The organism is Streptomyces sp. NPDC057136 (genome assembly GCF_042670885.1).
Taxonomy (GTDB): Bacteria; Actinomycetota; Actinomycetes; order Streptomycetales; family Streptomycetaceae; genus Streptomyces.
In genome coordinates this window covers 1-14,102 of the sequence record NZ_JBHUUV010000034.1, presented here as the reverse complement: position 1 = coordinate 14,102, position 14,102 = coordinate 1, and the positions used below count along the sequence as shown (strand labels likewise).

Here is a 14,102-nt window from a genome sequence, read left to right as displayed (position 1 = left end):
CATCAGTTGTCGAGGTTCTTGAAGCGGGTTACCGCCAAGGGGAAGAACACCGCCGTCAGCGCCAGCGGCCAGGCCACCGCCAGGAGTTCGGCGTGGTCCGAGGCCCAGGTGCCGCCCGCTGCACCCGGGTTGCCGAACAGGTCGCGTACCGCTGTCGCCGTGGCCGACATCGGGTTCCATTCGACGACCGCGCCCAGCCAGCCCGGCATCGACTCCGGGGTCGCGAAGACGTTGGAGAGGAAGCCCACCGGCCAGACCAGGATCTGTACCGCCTGCACCATCTCCGGCTTGCCCGCCACCATCGCCAGCTGGATGCCGATCCACAGCATCGCGAACCGGAGCAGCAGCAGAAGGCCGACCGCGCCGAGTGCGGCGGCGATGCCGTTGTGCCAGCGCCAGCCGACCGCGTAACCGACGCCGATCATCACGGCGAGCGCTGCCACCGACTGGAGCATGTCCGCGACGCTCCGGCCGACCAGTACCGCGCCCGAGACCATCGGCATGGAGCGGAAACGGTCGATGACGCCCTTGCCGAGGTCCTGGGTGACGGCAAGCATCGTCCCCTCCAGGCCGAAGGCCATGGTGAGCGCGAGCATGCCGGGCACCAGGAACTCGGTGGTGTCGCCGTCGACGCCCCGGCCGCCGCCGACCAGGTAGTTGAACATCAGGAGCAGCATCACCGGGAAGACCAGGCCGACGACCACCTGGACCGGCTGTCGCGCCCAGCGCGCCAGTTCGCGCCGGGTCATCGTCCAGGAGTCGGCCAGCGCCCAGCCGATGCGGCTCGTTCCCGTGAGCTTCGTCGCTGTCACCGTTGCCGTACCCGCACTCATGCCGCCACCTCCGCGTCGTCCGGCGTCCGTTCCGTGAGGGACAGGAACACCTCGTCCAGGGTCGGACGCCGTACCGCGATGTCCTCCGCCACGATGCCCGCGTCCTCCAGCGCCCGTACGGTCCGGGTCAGTGCCGCCATTCGGTCCGGGGCAGGTGCGTTGAGCAGCCGCCGGTCCTCGTCCACGACCACGCCGTCCCCGAGGAGCGCTGCCGCTTCCCCGAGCCGGGCCTCGTCACGCAGGACCACGTCGATCCGGTCGCCGCCCACCATCGCCTTCAGCGCGTCGGCGGTCCCGTCCGCGATGGCCCGCCCCCGGTCGATCACCGAGATGCAGTCGGCCAGCTGGTCCGCCTCGTCCAGATACTGCGTGGTCAGCAGTACGGTCGTACCGCCGCCCACCAGGGAACGCACCGCGCTCCAGACCTCGGCCCTGCCGCGTGGGTCCAGGCCGGTCGTGGGTTCGTCCAGGAACAGCACCTCCGGGTCCGTGATCAGCGAGGCGGCCAGGTCGAGCCGCCGCCGCATGCCGCCGCTGTACTGCTTGACGGGCTTGCGGCCGGTGTCGGCGAGCCCGAACCGTTCCAGCAGGGAGTCCGCCCGTACGCCCGCCCGGCGTGCGCCCAGGTGGTACAGCCGGCCGAACATCTCCAGGTTCTGCCGGCCGCCCAGCTCCTCGTCCACCGCCGCGTGCTGCCCGAGCAGGCCGATCCGCTGCCGGACCTCACGCGCATCGGTGCGTACGTCGAGTCCCGCCACCTCGACCCGGCCCTCGTCGTGCCGGAGCAGCGTCGACAGGATGCGTACGGCCGTGGTCTTGCCCGCGCCGTTGGGGCCGAGCACGCCGTGCACGGTGCCGCGGCGGACGGTGAGGTCCAGCCCGTCCAGGGCGCGCTTGTCCCCGTACCGCTTGTGGACGCCTTCTACGACGATCGCGTCGGTCACAGGTTCCATCCGTCCTCGTGTAGTCAAATTTGACTAGGTGGCGAAGGTAACCCGCCGGAACCTATTCGTCAAACTTGATTAGTGATTGTCTCCGGGATCGGGGACGCCGGTCGCGTAGGGGTTCTCCTCACCCTCGCCGAGCACCCCGACGAACGGCTCCCCCTCGCCCGCGAAGGTGTACGCGCCCCCCTCGATCCGGGCGATCAGACCGCGCGTCCATTCGGCGCCCGCATCCGCCGAGTACACCCACAGGTGCATGATCTCGCCGATGTGCCCGAGCGATTCCGGGCCGTCCTCGGGGGTGTAGTGCTCGGTCACCGAGCACCGCCACGCCTCGATGGCCGCGATCCGCTGCCGCAGCAGCGCGAGCGCCTCGGACCGCTCCAGGTCGACGACGAAGCCGATGGCCGCCGAGAGCACGTCCATTTTCTGGTCGTACGAGGTGATCGCCTCACGCAGCAGGGTCAGGAACTCCCGCGTGCCCTGCTCGGTGATCTCGTACTCGGTGCGCGGCGGGCCGCCGGCCGTGGACGGCGCGACCTCGTGCGCGACCAGCAGGCCCTGCTTCGCCATCTGCTTGAGAGCGTGGTAGATCGATCCGGGTTTCGCGTTGGACCACTCGTGCGCGCCCCAGTACTCCAGGTCGTTGCGGACCTGATAGCCGTGCGCACGACCGTGCTGACGCACGGCACCGAGGACGAGCAGCCGGATCGCGGACATTCCCACACTCTTTCTCTTCAGTGTTTCTATTCAATTTTGACTAGGGGCGTCCTCAGCGTAGCCCGCGTCCAGGGCGACCAGTTCGAAGGCCGTCCTGCCGTCGAGGGACTCCCGGATGATGTCCGCATGACCGGCGTGCCTGCCGATCTCCTCCACGAGGTGGACCAGCAGCCAGCGCATCGAGACCCGGCCGTCCTTCGGGAACCAGGGCGCCTCGGGGAGCGGGAAGGTGTCGTTCATGCTGGCCACCGAGGCGATGAACTCCTCCGTCTCCGCCGAGACCTTCGCCCAGAAGGCGAGGATCTCGGGGATCGACTCGCCCTCGACCAGGCGGAAGCTGTCGCCCCAGGTCTCCTGGGTGCGCGCCTTGTCGTTCGGTTGCTGCTGAGCCATCCGGAGCCAGTTCAGCTCGGTCTCGGCCACATGCTTGAGCAGCCCGGACAGCGAGAGCTCGCTGGCGCTGGGGCGGCTCGCGGCCTGCTCCTCGGAGAGACCGATGAGCGAGCGGCGGACGGCGCCGCGCTGCGCCTCGACGAAGGCCAGAAGGGCACCGCGCTCGTCGCCGTGCGCCTCGGAGGGAACGTGAGTAACCATGGTGACCGCCTTGGGGATCCGTGCCGGTGTCTTTCTTCCTGACACCGACTACGTTACGAACCCTTGCGGTCAGCTCCTGTCCTCAACACGGGACTTCAGAGCGGGAATTGGGTCCGTCCGTGCTGGATGGACATCCACTTCTGCGTGGTGAACGCCTCCACCGCGGCCTCGCCGTTCAGCCGGCCCATCCCGGACATCTTCTCGCCGCCGAAGGCCACGAGCGGGTCGTCCTGGACGGTGGAGTCGTTGACGTGGAACATCCCGCTGACGATGCGCCGCGCGAAGCGGACACCGCGCTCCACGTCCTTCGTGTGCACGGCACCGCTCAGTCCGTACGGGCTGTCGTTGACGATCCGTACGGCCTCGTCCTCGCCCTCGAACGGCACCAGCAGCGCCACCGGGCCGAAAATCTCCTGGGCCAGCAGCGGGGAGCCCTCGGGCAGTCCTGCCAGCACCGTCGGCTCGACGAGATTGCCGCGCGTACGGCCCCGTACCAGCGCCGTGGCACCGTCGGCGATCGCCTGGTCGACCAGGGCGGTCAGGGCGTCCGCCTGGAAGGCGCTGATGACCGGGCCGATGCGGGTCTCCGGATCGCGTGGGTCACCGGTCCTGAGGGCGGCCACCGCGGCCGTGAACCGCTCGGTGAACTCGGGCTCGACCGCCCGGTCCACCAGGATGCGGTTGGCGGCCATGCTGACCTGTCCCTGGTACAGGAAGCGACTGAAGACGGCGGCCTGGACCGCGTAGTCGATGTCCGCGTCCTCCAGCACCACCAGGGCGCTGTTGCCGCTGAGTTCGAGGATGACCCGCTTGAAGAGGCCGCCCGCCGTCGCGGCAATATGGCGGCCCACGCGGTCCGAGCCGGTGAATGAGATCACCTTGGGCACGGGGTGCGCGATGAACGAGTCGCCTATCTCCGCGCTGTCCGTGACCACGACGTTGAGCAGCCCGGCCGGAAGCCCCGCGTCCTCGAAGATCTTGGCCACCAGAGCGCCGCCGACAATGGGCGCGTTCTGGTGGGGCTTCACGACGACCGCGTTGCCGAGGGCCAGGGCGGGGGCCACGGACTTCATGGTCACCAGGAAGGGGAAGTTGAAGGCGGAGATCACGCCGATGACGCCGACGGGCACCCGGTGGACGCGGTTCTCCTTGCCGTCCACCGGTGAGGGCAGCAGCCGGCCCATGGGGCGCAGCGCCTGGCCGGCCGCCGCACGCAGGAACTCCTGGCAGATACGGACCTCGTACTCCGCCTTGAGGCGGGTGCCACCCAGTTCGTCGACGATCGTTTCGACGATCGCGTCGGCGCGCTCCTCGATGATGTCCACGGCGCGGCTCAGTACGGCACGGCGTTCGTACGCGCCGGACGCGGCCCACTTCCGCTGGGCGCATTCCGCGGCGCGGTAGGCCCTGTCCACCTCCAGCGAGGTGGCGACGGTGATCGAGCTCAGCTTCTCGCCGTTGTAGGGATTGATATCGATGATGTCCCACGAGCCGCTGCCGGTCAGCCACTCGCCGTCGATGTACTGGTGGGCCAGTTCATTGAAGTAGGACATGCAATCCCTTACTGCAGACGCAGACTCCCGGCACGGCTGATACTGCGTCATCGTACTGATAAATCACGTCAGTTGAAGGAGACCACGAAGCAGATCGCGGCTCTCTTCAGGGCCGGGACTGTCCTCCTGGAGCCGAATCATGGCCTTTTCGTACTGGGCGACTTCCTCGGCCTTGTCCAGATAAAGCGCACTTGTCAGCTGCTCCAGATAGACCAGATCCGACAGATCGGATTCCGGGAATCGCAGCATCGTAAATGCGCCGCTCTCTCCCGCGTGCCCACCAAAACTGAAGGGCATCACTTGGAGCGTGATGTTCGGCTGCTCCGACATATCGATCAGATGCCGCAATTGCGCACGCATCACCTCGCGCTCGCCGTACGGACGGCGCAGCGCCGCCTCGTCGAGCACGGCGTGGAAGCGGGGGGCCCGCTCGGAGACGAGTGCCTTCTGGCGCTCCAGCCGCAGCGCGACCCGGCGGTCGATCTCGGCCGCGGGAGCGCCGCGCATACCCCGGGAGACCACAGCATGGGCGTACGCCTCGGTCTGCAACAGGCCGTGGACGAACTGGACTTCGTAGATCCGGATGAGCGACGCCGCCCCTTCCAGACCGATGTACGTCTGGAACCAGCCAGGCAGCACATCTCCGAAACTGTGCCACCAGCCTGCCACGTTGGCCTCACGGGCCAGGCCGAGGAGGGAGTCGCGCTCCACCTCGTCGGCGACGCCGTAGAGCGTGAGCAGGTCCTCGACGTCCCTGGCCTTGAAGCTCACCCGTCCCAACTCCATGCGGCTGATCTTCGATTCGGAGGCGCGGATGGAGTAGCCGGCCGCCTCACGGGTGATGCCGCGCGACTCGCGCAGGCGTCTGAGCTGTGAGCCCAGCAGGATGCGCCGCACCACAGAACCACTCGACTCGCCTGCCGGCACTGGTCCAACCCTCCTCATCGCTTCCCGGGCACCGAGGTTCCCCCGAACCCCGAGTGCCGGATTCTGCCACCAAAACGCTTCAGCCCGTACTCATTCGATTACGGAAATGGGAAGACTTGCAGAAAGCTTCAAATCTGCCCAGGGGAAGAAATGAGTAAGAACCGGCACGCTGTCGGGCAGGTCCGGCGCGTGCACGTGCATCTGCCCTTGCATCTGCCCTGCGCATTCGGAACCATGGCCCTCACGCACCTGCGTGCTCGTTCGTGTTGTGCCGCTGTACCCCCCGCAGTACCGCTACAGGCAGTGCCGCTACAGCCGCGAATCCCGGGAGTGCCTCGCATGGGGACGAATGGATCGACGATGCTCGAGCCGTTACGGCTGGGGCTTCCACCTACCGACCCCTCAGCGGTCGCGGGATCGGCCTCCTGCACGTTGCCGGCTCGCTACGAGGCGGTGGGCGGCGCACGGCAGTTCACCAGGACGACGCTCACCCAGTGGGAACTGACCGAGCGGTTCGACGACGTCGCCCTGGTCGTTTCCGAACTCGTCACCAACGCCCTGCGCCATGCCCTGCCGGCGGATGTCGCCAGGGACCCGCAGGACCCGCCCGTACGGCTGCACCTGATGCACTGGACGTCACGCCTGGTGTGCGCGGTGCGCGATCCCAGCCGGTCGGGGCCGGTGGCCGGTGAGGCCGCGGACTCGGCGGAGTCGGGTCGCGGCCTGTTCCTGGTGGAGTCCTTCAGCGACTCGTGGGGCTGGCACCCCTCCCCCGTACTGGCCGGGGAGAAGCTGCCCGCCGCAGCGATGCGCGGCAAGGTGGTCTGGGCGCTGTTCCGGCTGCCGGACGACGGAACGGCCGACGGCGCGCAGCAGATCGCGCAGTAGATCGCTGAGCGCCGACGCGCGTAGAGGACGCAGTCGGCGCGGGCGTGCGCAGGGGCCGGACCGGCACGGTCGGCCGCGGGTAGATGCGATCAGCCGCCGGTGGCCAGGTGGTCGAACTCCCCATCCTTGACGCCGAGCAGCAGCGCCTCTATCTCGGCCGGCGTATAGACCAGGGCGGGCCCGTCGGGGTGGCGCGAGTTCCGCATCGCCACATTCCCTCCGGGCAGTTTGGCGAACTCCACACAGGAGCCCTGGGAGTTGCTGTGTCTGCTCTTCTGCCAGACGACTCCGCGAAGCTCTCTGGCCGCCATGCCGTTGTACACGTGGTGCACAGGACGCTCCCCGAGTTGCAAGGTGCAAGTGTCAACTAGCTCGGATCATAGCTGTGTTCATATGCCAATGCATGAGCAGATGCACGTGCACGCGGGGTGTTCCTTTGATTACAGCTTCGCCCCCACCTGCCCACCCTCCCGGTGAAGAGACGAACGGCACGTCTATTCGGCTCCGTCTTAAGGGAGTTGCTTCTGCGTCGCTGGTAGTTTGGCGCGGTCTTTCGACCGAAAATCAACAGGGGGAAGTCCACGTGGACAGGTTTGTACGTACCGGAGCCGTCGTTGCCGCGAGCCTTGTGGCCGCGCTCGCACTGACGGCCTGCGGCAGTGACGGGGACGGTGGCGGCGGCCGGAAGGGCGGCTCGAGCAAGGGTTCCAGTTCTGGTTCCGATTCCAGCTCCGGTTCCGATTCCGGTTCGACCTCCGGGCAGACCGGGAAGCCCGGCGCCGGTGCTTCACAGCTCGAAGGCACCTGGGCGGGGCTGAGCGACGGGAAGGCCGTCGCCCTGTCCGTCGCCTCCGGCAAGGTCGCGCTCGTCGCCGAACAGCACGTCTGCCAGGGCGAGGTGACGGACCACGGCAAGGTGATGCTGACGCTGAAGTGCACCGACGGCAACACCGACCGCACCATGGGGGCCATCGAGTCCAACGACGGCACCACCCTCGTCGTCTCGTGGGATGCCGGAGCCACGGACACGCTCACCAAGACCGACGGCACGGAGCTGCCCACGGAGCTGCCGGGCATGCCGACCCCCTGACGGCTGCGGCTCAGCCCCGGTCCGTGTCGCGGTCTCCTTTGCCTGTGTCCAGGCTCCGCGAGAACTCCTCCAGCGCTTCGAGGAGCAGGCCGGCACCCTCGCGCACGACCGGGTTGGGCACCGGAGCGGGGATCGCCGTGGTGGCGTCCGTGATGGCGTCCTCCCCCGTCACGGCGTGCGAGCCCGACTCCTCGGTGTCCCAGTGCGCCACCGCTTCGCGTACCGCTTCCCACTCCGGTACGCGACGCTCCCGCACCGCCTTCGCCCCCTTCTCGGTCGCCTTCCGCAGGGCCGCGGCCAGCTCGGCGGCGCCCGGTACGGGGGCGGCCGAACCCGCCGGCAGATGCGCCTCCAGCACCATCGCGACCCGGCCGAGCCGCCCCAGCGCGTGCTGGGCGTCGTCGGCGGCCGAGCGGGAGATGCCCCGGTGGCGTACGGGCTCGTACTGGGCGGTCGCCAGCGCCTCCTGCCAGGCGATCCGGGCCTCCCGGGTGGCCAGCAGGGCGGCGCGTACGTCCTCGTTGCTCCGGGCCGCCGGATCGGCGTACTGGTCGACGACCGTGGCCGCGTACCGCCCGTCCGAGATCAGCCAGGCGGCGAGGCGGTTGCGCAGCCGGGGTGTCTCCCAGGCCGGGTAGACGGCGTACGAGACCATCGCGAGGATGCCGCCCGCGAAGGTCAGACCGACGCGTTCGGTGACGGTCTGGGACCAGTCGTCGCCCGCCATGCCCAGCAGGAAGACGACGTAGGCGGAGACGCAGATCTGGCTGATCACGTAGCCGGTGCGCATCAGCAGGTACATCAGCAGGGCGCAGACCACCGACAGGGCGGCCAGGACCGTGGTGTCGGGGTGGGCGGTCTGCACGATGACTCCGGCGAGCGTGACCCCGACGACGGTTCCGCCGAAGCGGGCCACGGAACGGGAGTACGTCTGCGAGAAGTCCGGGCGCATCACCATGACGGCGACCATCGGCGCCCAGTATCCGTGGCCGAACGGCAGGGCCACGCCGACCAGGTAGCCCGCCGCCACGACCGCCGAGACCCGGATGGCGTGGCGCAGGATCGGTGAACCGCGCCGCAGCTCGCCACGCATCGACCTCAGCACGACGGGGACCAGCCGCAGCAGCGTGGGGCGGCGGCGGTGCGGGGCGTCCGGGGTGGCGCTGTCCCCGTCGTCCGTGCCGCCGCCCTCGGCGATCTCGATGACGTCGTCGAGCAGCGCGGTGAGCCGGTCGACGGCGCGGCGGGGCGGGCCGGTGAAGATCGCCTCGGTGTCCGGGGTCCTGAGCGCGGCGAGGGCGGGTGCGGGGAGTCGCACCGGGTCGCCCTGCCGGATCGCGCGGGCCGCCGCGTCGAGCACGGACGCGGCGGCGGCGAGCAGTTCGCGGGCCCGGTCGCGTTCCGGCCCCTCCACCGGGACGCCCAGCGCGGGGTCCGCGAGCGAGGCCAGCACGGGCCTGATCCGCTCGGCGGCCCCGCGGGCCCCGTGCAGTTCGGCGGGCCTGTGGCGGGCCTGACGGGGGGTGACGGCGGCGGCGCTGCGGGCGGTCATCATCGGGACGGGGTCGAAGTCGGCCAGCGGGTCGTGGCGCAGCCGTCGGGCGTAGTCGCCCACGCCGGCGAGGGCGTCGGCGAGCGCGTCCCGCTGGGCGCCCCATCTGCGTACCGGAAACAGGACGATCAGCGCGGCCTGGACCACGCCGCCGACCGCGATCATCGCCGCGTGCACGGCCGCTTCGGCGACGGAGGTGGGCAGGGTGATCGTCACCAGCATGATCGCGACGTTGGACGAGGCGATGATGCCTGCGGTCGGCCCCGTCGCCCAGGCCAGACCGGACACGAACGTCCAGAGCACGAGCACGGCGACGAACAGGGCGGTGTGCGAGACGGTGAGGTAGCCGATGAACGTCGATACGGCGAGGCTGGCACCGGAGACCAGGGCGAGGACGGGCCTCGGCCGCCAACTGCGCTGGAAGGTGGCGATCGCCGCCTGGTACGCGCCGAACGCGGAACTGGCGGCGATCACGGGCCCGAAGAGGGCCAGGCTCGCCCCGAGGACGAGCGCGAGACCGGCTGCCCCGCGGATCGCGATGAGCGGTTCGAGGCGCCGCCGCTCGAACGTCAGCCCCGAGCGGGCGGTCTCCTTCAGCGCCCGGAGCCAGCTCACGCGGCGAGCCTAGCCGCAATACCTGACAAGGCCGACTTGGGTGGAGGATCGTGCTTTAACGGGCCGATCCTGTGCCTAACAGTTGATTCCCGGCCCGTTAACGGTCGATTCCCGGACCGCTTCTTCCCATCCGGGCCCGGTCCGCGGCGGCCGTGCCGTGGGTCCAGCCGTCGAGGTCCGTGGCGCCGCGTACCCGGGTGGTGGTCGTCTTCGGGAACATCCGCTCGGCCGTGTCCGTGACCGCGACGTCCCTGGCGGCGAGGACCGGCAGCAGGCTGCCGGGAGCGGCGTGTTCCGTGCCGCCCTCGGTCTCGTTGCCCGCGTCGCCCGCGTCGGCTGCCGCGGTGACCCGGGCGGTGTCGGATGCGAGGCGGCTGCCGAGCCGTTGGGCGTACGCCATCAGGAACGACTGCCGGAACGCCTTGGTCCGCTTGCGTCCGCCGGCTCGCTGGCCTGCCTCGGCCTTCGTCATCGCGGATGTGCCCTGCACGAGCAGGGAGGTGAAGAGCAGTTCCACGGCCTCCAGGTCCGGTTCGAAACCGACGACGGTCGTGAAGCCGACCTCGCTGTTCCACACGGCCTGGCAACGGTTCGCGGAGGCGACGGCGTCGAGCAGGATCGCCTTCGCCGTCTCGTACGGGGCATCGACCCCGATCCGGCAGGCACCCGGCGTCTCGTCGCTGTGGGTACGGGCGGCGAGGAGGGCCTCGTCGATGCTGTGCCGGGCCATCAGCTCCTGCGCCTTGGTGGTGAGGGCCTCGGCCTCCTCCGGGAAGTCGGTGCCCTCCGCCTTGGCGAGGAGTGCGCGAATCCGCGTGAGCATGCGGGATTCGCCGTGGGCGGGAGGCTGGTGGAGACGGTCGGCGGCGGTCCCGGGGGGCGGGCCGACGGGCTCGATGGAGGGGAGGCCCAGCAGCAGGCGGTACAGGTCGAGGAGGGCGGAGGCGTACGAGAAGCGGTCGGGCCGGTTCCGGGGTGCCGGTGCGGGCAGTGCGGCGAGCTGGTCGGCCCAGCGGGGTGGGAGGTGCGGGTACCTGGCGGTCTCGGCCGCGATCAGGGTGGCCGCGAGCGCGGCCCCGCTCTCGTCCAGCTCGCGCCGGACGATCCGGATGAGGTCGGCGGGCTGCCAGCCGCGGCCCCAGGCACGCCGCACGAACTCCTCACCGCGGGCGTGCACCTCGTCGTCGGCGGTGGGGGCGGCGGCGAGGAGGGAGGCGCCGGTGTCGAGGCCCGTGTCGTCGTGCGCGTACAGGGCTGCTGCGAATGCCTGGTCGATCACCGGTTCCATGAGGTCAGGGTAGGTGGGGGCGTGGGGGGTGCGGTGCGGTGGCGGGGTGGGCGCCTGCGGCGGGCGTTCCCCTGCCCGCCCCTTCCCGAACCTGGGGCGGGGCACCAGACCCCGCTCCTCAAACGCCGGAGGGGCTGGAACCGGCCTTCGGAGTGGGCCCCGCGTCCAGGACCGGGGTCCGGGGCAGCGCCGCCCCGGCGACCGTGGCGGCAGGGTCCGGCGGCACAAGCCGGCACCGCAAGGAACCCCCGGCCCCTCACGGCATCAGAACCACCTTCCCCCGTACATGCCCCGTCTCGCTCGCCTCGTGCGCCTTCGTCGCATCGGACAGGGCGAACGTCTGCGCCACCGGCACCCGCAGCTCCCCCATCGCCGCCAGGCGGGCGTTCTCCGCGAGGTGTTCGCCGGGCACGCTGCCGGCGCCGGAAGAGAACGCCACTCCCAGCTTCGCGGCGTCGGCGTCCGCGATGGTGACGATCCGGTCCGTACCGCCGCGCAGCTCGATCGAGTCCGGCAGCGCACCCCGGCCCGAGGCGTCGAAGACCGCGTCCACACCCTGCGGAGCGACCTGGTGGACCCGGTCGACCAGGCCGTCCCCGTACGTCACCGGGACCGCGCCGAGTACGCGCAGGTAGTCGTGGTTGGCCGGGGACGCGGTGCCGATGACCGTGGCTCCCCGGGCCGTCGCCAGCTGGACCGCCGCGGTGCCCACCGCTCCGGCCGCCCCGTGCAGCAGCAGCGTGTCCCCCTCGGTCACCGCGAGTTCGTCCAGCACGCGGGCGGCCGTTCCGGAAGCGATCGGCAGCGCGGCCGCCTCCTCCCAGCTCAGCTCCTCCGGCTTGCGGGTGACAGCCCGCACGTCCGCCAGCGCGTGGGTGGCGTAGGAGCCGGTGGCGGACGTACCGAAGACCTCGTCGCCGGGCGCGAAGGCCGTGACACCCTCGCCGATTTCGTCGACCACCCCGGCGACATCGCTGCCGGGTGTCGCGGGCAGCGGGGTGGTGAAGACCTGTTCCATCCAGCCGTGCCGGATCTTGTAGTCGATCGGGTTGACCCCGGCCGCCCTGACCTCCACACGGACCTGGCCGGGGCCCGGGTGCACCTCGTCCACCTGGGTCAGGTGCAGCACCTCGGGGCCGCCGAACTTCTCGTACACGATCGCTTCCATACGTCGATCCTCACGGCCCGGATTCGCTCCCGCGACCCGGAGCCGCCGTCCGGGCCACGGTCCGGGCCGTTGTCAGTGGCGGGTGCCAGACTCGATCCATGACCGAACGTTGGGCTCTGGCCACGGCAGAGGGCGGCGGTGCACTGCTCGCACCGCTGGATCGGGACGGGCTGCCCGCCGGTCCCGTCCTCACCGAGCCCGACCTCGTCGAGGCCGTCCGGTCACGGCCCGATGTGGTGCGCTGGGTCTGGCGGTCCACCGCCGAGATCTATCCGCGGCTGCTCGCGGCCGGGGTCCGGGTCGAGCGGTGTTACGACGTGGAGTGCGCCGAGCTCCTGCTGCTCGGCCACGAGGGGCGCTTCGGGGAGCCCCGCTCCGCAGCCGCCGCCTTTGCCCGCCTGCAGAACGCCCCCGTGCCGCCCGATCCGCCGCCCCGGTCCGCCGAACCCGGATCGCAGTCCTCCCTCTTCGAGCCGCAGTCGGGGACGGACGTCCCCTTCGACGCGCTCCTCGCCGTCTATGCCGACCAGGTACGCCGTCATGACGCGGCGGCGCATCCGGGCCGCATGCGGCTGCTCACCGCGTCCGAGTCGGCCGGCATGCTCGTCGCCACCGAGATGAACAGGGCGGGCCTGCCCTGGCGGGCGGATGTGCACCGGGACCTGCTGCACGAGCTGCTGGGCGAGCGGTACGCGGGCGGCGGGGAGCCCCGCCGGCTGGCCGAGCTGGCGGAGGAGGTGTCGGCGGCGTTCGGCAGACGGGTGCGTCCCGATCTGCCCGCCGATGTGCTGAAGGCGTTCGCGCAGGCCGGGATCAAGGTGAAGTCGACCCGGCGCTGGGAGCTGGAGGAGCTGGACCACGCGGCCGTGGAGCCGCTGATCGCGTACAAGAAGCTGTACCGGATCTGGACGGCGCACGGCTGGAGCTGGCTCCAGGACTGGGTCCGTGACGGCCGGTTCAGACCGGAGTACCAGCCGGGCGGCACGGTCAGCGGCCGCTGGACGACCAACGGCGGCGGGGCCCTCCAGATCCCCAAGGTCATACGGCAGGCCGTCGTCGCGGACGAGGGCTGGCGGCTGGTCGTCGCCGACGCCGACCAGATGGAGCCGCGCGTCCTGGCCGCGATCTCCCGCGACCGGGGGCTGATGGAGGTGGCCGGGCATGACGGCGACCTCTACAAGGCCCTGTCCGACCGGGCGTTCCACGGCGACCGCGACCACGCGAAGATCGCCCTGCTCGGCGCGATCTACGGCCAGACGTCCGGCGACGGACTGAAGAATCTTGCCGCGCTGCGCCGGAGGTTCCCGCAGGCTGTCGCCTATGTCGACGATGCGGCGAAGGCCGGTGAGGAGGGCCGGCTCGTACGGACCTGGCTGGGCCGGACGAGCCCACCGGCCGCCGGGGCCGGGGAGGACGAGGAGGCGGGCATCCCGCAGGAGGCCGAGGAGGGGCCGGGCGGGGGCGGCGCAGGGGGCTCGGGAGACACCGAGTTCACTCCGGGCTACGCCTCGTCGAACGCCCGGGCGCGCGGCCGTTTCACGCGGAACTTCGTGGTGCAGGGCAGCGCCGCCGACTGGGCGCTGCTGCTCCTGGCCGCGCTGCGGCGGACACTCGCCGCCGGACAGCTGCGGGCCGAGCTGGTCTTCTTCCAGCACGACGAGGTGATCGTGCACTGCCCGGCCGAGGAGGCCGAGAGCGTGGTGGAGGCGATCCGCGCCGCCGGGGAGCTGGCCGGGCGGACGGCCTTCGGCGAGACACCGGTGCGGTTTCCGTTCACGACGGCGGTGGTGGAGCGGTACTCGGACGCAAAGTGAACGCGGCCGGTACGAGGGCCCGGCCCAGGGCCTGTCCGGCGGATCAGGGTCGGATAGGGCGCGGCGTCTGGTGCGGTGCATCGCAAGGCGCCGGAGCGTCCTCAGGTGGGGTCTCC

The 14,102-nt window shown here is 70.7% G+C and carries 13 protein-coding genes; 3 read left to right on the top strand and 10 right to left on the bottom strand.

The window, feature by feature from the left end; translation table 11 throughout:
- Positions 1-2: 2 nt before the first annotated feature.
- From ACFT7S_RS30490 to ACFT7S_RS30465, 6 genes are all read right to left on the bottom strand, one after another.
- Positions 3-833: an ABC transporter permease gene (locus ACFT7S_RS30490; protein ID WP_382737379.1), complete on the bottom strand. Its 831-nt coding sequence runs from the start codon at positions 831-833 to the stop codon at positions 3-5.
- Entirely contained in the window at positions 830-1,777 is a 948-nt protein-coding gene (locus ACFT7S_RS30485) for an ATP-binding cassette domain-containing protein (RefSeq protein ID WP_382737434.1), read from the bottom strand. The genes ACFT7S_RS30490 and ACFT7S_RS30485 overlap by 4 nt, the downstream gene beginning before the upstream one ends.
- A 78-nt stretch (positions 1,778-1,855) precedes the next feature.
- The gene (locus ACFT7S_RS30480) at positions 1,856-2,497 is read right to left on the bottom strand and encodes a PadR family transcriptional regulator (RefSeq protein ID WP_382737378.1); all 642 of its coding nucleotides are present in this window, start codon (positions 2,495-2,497) and stop codon (positions 1,856-1,858) included.
- A gap of 30 nt (positions 2,498-2,527) precedes the next feature.
- Complete coding sequence (locus tag ACFT7S_RS30475; protein ID WP_382737377.1) at positions 2,528-3,091, bottom strand: DinB family protein; 564 nt, start codon at positions 3,089-3,091, stop codon at positions 2,528-2,530.
- A gap of 95 nt (positions 3,092-3,186) precedes the next feature.
- Entirely contained in the window at positions 3,187-4,644 is a 1,458-nt protein-coding gene (locus ACFT7S_RS30470) for an aldehyde dehydrogenase family protein (RefSeq protein ID WP_382737376.1), read from the bottom strand.
- Between the two features lie 63 nt (positions 4,645-4,707).
- Entirely contained in the window at positions 4,708-5,589 is an 882-nt protein-coding gene (locus ACFT7S_RS30465) for a helix-turn-helix domain-containing protein (RefSeq protein WP_382737375.1), read from the bottom strand.
- Positions 5,590-5,931: 342 nt separating this feature from the next.
- Here ACFT7S_RS30465 and ACFT7S_RS30460 point away from each other — a divergent pair, with 342 nt between their 5' ends.
- Complete coding sequence (locus ACFT7S_RS30460; RefSeq protein ID WP_382737374.1) at positions 5,932-6,459, top strand: ATP-binding protein; 528 nt, start codon at positions 5,932-5,934, stop codon at positions 6,457-6,459.
- 89 nt (positions 6,460-6,548) lie between these two features.
- Here the strand turns inward: ACFT7S_RS30460 and ACFT7S_RS30455 are convergent, their stop codons facing one another.
- Positions 6,549-6,791, bottom strand: a complete 243-nt coding sequence (locus ACFT7S_RS30455) for a DUF397 domain-containing protein (RefSeq protein ID WP_382737373.1) — start codon at positions 6,789-6,791, stop codon at positions 6,549-6,551.
- A 251-nt stretch (positions 6,792-7,042) separates the two neighbouring features.
- On the opposite strand from ACFT7S_RS30455, the gene ACFT7S_RS30450 reads away from it, so the two are divergent.
- On the top strand, positions 7,043-7,549 hold the full coding sequence (locus ACFT7S_RS30450) for a hypothetical protein (protein ID WP_382737372.1): 507 nt from the start codon (positions 7,043-7,045) through the stop codon (positions 7,547-7,549).
- Between the two features lie 10 nt (positions 7,550-7,559).
- On the opposite strand, the gene ACFT7S_RS30445 is transcribed toward ACFT7S_RS30450, so the two are convergent.
- The 3 genes from ACFT7S_RS30445 to ACFT7S_RS30435 form a co-directional block, all read right to left on the bottom strand.
- Positions 7,560-9,716 (bottom strand): FUSC family protein, encoded by a 2,157-nt coding sequence (locus ACFT7S_RS30445; RefSeq protein WP_382737371.1) that lies wholly within the window; start codon positions 9,714-9,716, stop codon positions 7,560-7,562.
- Positions 9,717-9,813: 97 nt separating this feature from the next.
- Positions 9,814-11,004 carry a DUF2786 domain-containing protein gene (locus ACFT7S_RS30440; protein ID WP_382737370.1) on the bottom strand — a complete coding sequence of 397 codons (1,191 nt, stop codon included), beginning with the start codon at positions 11,002-11,004 and terminating at the stop codon, positions 9,814-9,816.
- 256 nt (positions 11,005-11,260) lie between these two features.
- Positions 11,261-12,172, bottom strand: coding sequence for an NADP-dependent oxidoreductase (locus ACFT7S_RS30435; protein ID WP_382737369.1), 912 nt, complete (start codon positions 12,170-12,172; stop codon positions 11,261-11,263).
- Between the two features lie 98 nt (positions 12,173-12,270).
- On the opposite strand from ACFT7S_RS30435, the gene ACFT7S_RS30430 reads away from it, so the two are divergent.
- On the top strand, positions 12,271-13,986 hold the full coding sequence (locus ACFT7S_RS30430) for a bifunctional 3'-5' exonuclease/DNA polymerase (protein WP_382737368.1): 1,716 nt from the start codon (positions 12,271-12,273) through the stop codon (positions 13,984-13,986).
- Positions 13,987-14,102: the final 116 nt, after the last annotated feature.

What these genes read in the sequence shown, in the direction of transcription:
- ACFT7S_RS30440 (WP_382737370.1), bottom strand. Translation starts at nt 11,004, where the DNA reads ATGGAACCGGTGATCGACCAGGCATTCGCAGCAGCCCTGTACGCGCAC.
- ACFT7S_RS30465 (WP_382737375.1), bottom strand. Translation starts at nt 5,589, where the DNA reads ATGAGGAGGGTTGGACCAGTGCCGGCAGGCGAGTCGAGTGGTTCTGTG.
- ACFT7S_RS30460 (WP_382737374.1), top strand. Translation starts at nt 5,932, where the DNA reads ATGCTCGAGCCGTTACGGCTGGGGCTTCCACCTACCGACCCCTCAGCG.
- ACFT7S_RS30490 (WP_382737379.1), bottom strand. Translation starts at nt 833, where the DNA reads ATGAGTGCGGGTACGGCAACGGTGACAGCGACGAAGCTCACGGGAACG.
- ACFT7S_RS30470 (WP_382737376.1), bottom strand. Translation starts at nt 4,644, where the DNA reads ATGTCCTACTTCAATGAACTGGCCCACCAGTACATCGACGGCGAGTGG.
- ACFT7S_RS30480 (WP_382737378.1), bottom strand. Translation starts at nt 2,497, where the DNA reads ATGTCCGCGATCCGGCTGCTCGTCCTCGGTGCCGTGCGTCAGCACGGT.
- ACFT7S_RS30475 (WP_382737377.1), bottom strand. Translation starts at nt 3,091, where the DNA reads ATGGTTACTCACGTTCCCTCCGAGGCGCACGGCGACGAGCGCGGTGCC.
- ACFT7S_RS30435 (WP_382737369.1), bottom strand. Translation starts at nt 12,172, where the DNA reads ATGGAAGCGATCGTGTACGAGAAGTTCGGCGGCCCCGAGGTGCTGCAC.
- ACFT7S_RS30430 (WP_382737368.1), top strand. Translation starts at nt 12,271, where the DNA reads ATGACCGAACGTTGGGCTCTGGCCACGGCAGAGGGCGGCGGTGCACTG.